The following is a 764-nucleotide window of genomic DNA, read 5'->3' as shown; positions in this document are numbered from 1 at the left end:
GTACAGTCAAACTTCCAGATGTTATGCTTTGCTGCAATCAAATGAGATTCTAGTACCAGTTGATCGCCCGGAACAATTGGCCTTTTAAAGCGCGCTTTATTTGTTCCGGCAAAATAGTGTATTAAGTTTTCACTTGGCTTTTTGTTAGTCGTAATAAAGCCGAGTATGCCTGAAACCTGCGCTAGTGCCTCCAGCACAAGCACACCAGGCATGATTGGTTGATCAGGGAAATGTCCTTGAAAGTAGTTTTCGTTTACCGTCACATTTTTAAAGCCCTTGATCCACTCTCCAGCTTTAACCTCTGTAACTCGATCCACTAATAAAAAAGGGTAGCGGTGAGGAAGATATTCTTTAACGTCATTGATATCCATAATCATGAGATTCGACTCTTTTAAAGCAAGTTCAGGCAGTATCGCCAGCAGATCAAAACTATTTACTTGTCGGCAACAATCTTCTCTAATGCTTTTAAACGACCAGCCATTTTATCGAGCTGCCGAAGTCTTGCAATACTTTTCCGCCATTGAGCATTAGGCTGAACGCCCGTTCCAGACGAATACACGCCAGGCTCACTCAAGCTTTTTATCACCATCGTCATTGCAGTGATATGCACATCGTCAGTTATCGTTAAATGACCCGCTATACCACTTGCGCCGCCGATAACACAGTTCTTTCCGATCGTCGTACTCCCCGCAACAGCACAACATGCTGCCATGGCAGTATTTTCGCCAACACGGACATTGTGAGCAATTTGAATCTGATTATCG

General features: G+C 43.6%; 1 protein-coding gene and 1 pseudogene. Both read right to left on the bottom strand.

The annotated features are described in order from the left end of the window. The coding region (gene fabZ / locus A3756_RS24165; RefSeq protein ID WP_068554906.1) for a 3-hydroxyacyl-ACP dehydratase FabZ at positions 1 to 377 on the bottom strand (377 nt) is incomplete at its 3' end. Between the two features lie 56 nt (positions 378 to 433). Continuing rightward, positions 434 to 764, bottom strand: a pseudogene (locus tag A3756_RS24160) (UDP-3-O-(3-hydroxymyristoyl)glucosamine N-acyltransferase); the annotation flags it as partial.

Source organism: Oleiphilus sp. HI0086, assembly GCF_001635225.1.
Note: the sequence above shows the minus strand (reverse complement) of the source record. Positions and strands in the feature narration are given on the sequence as shown.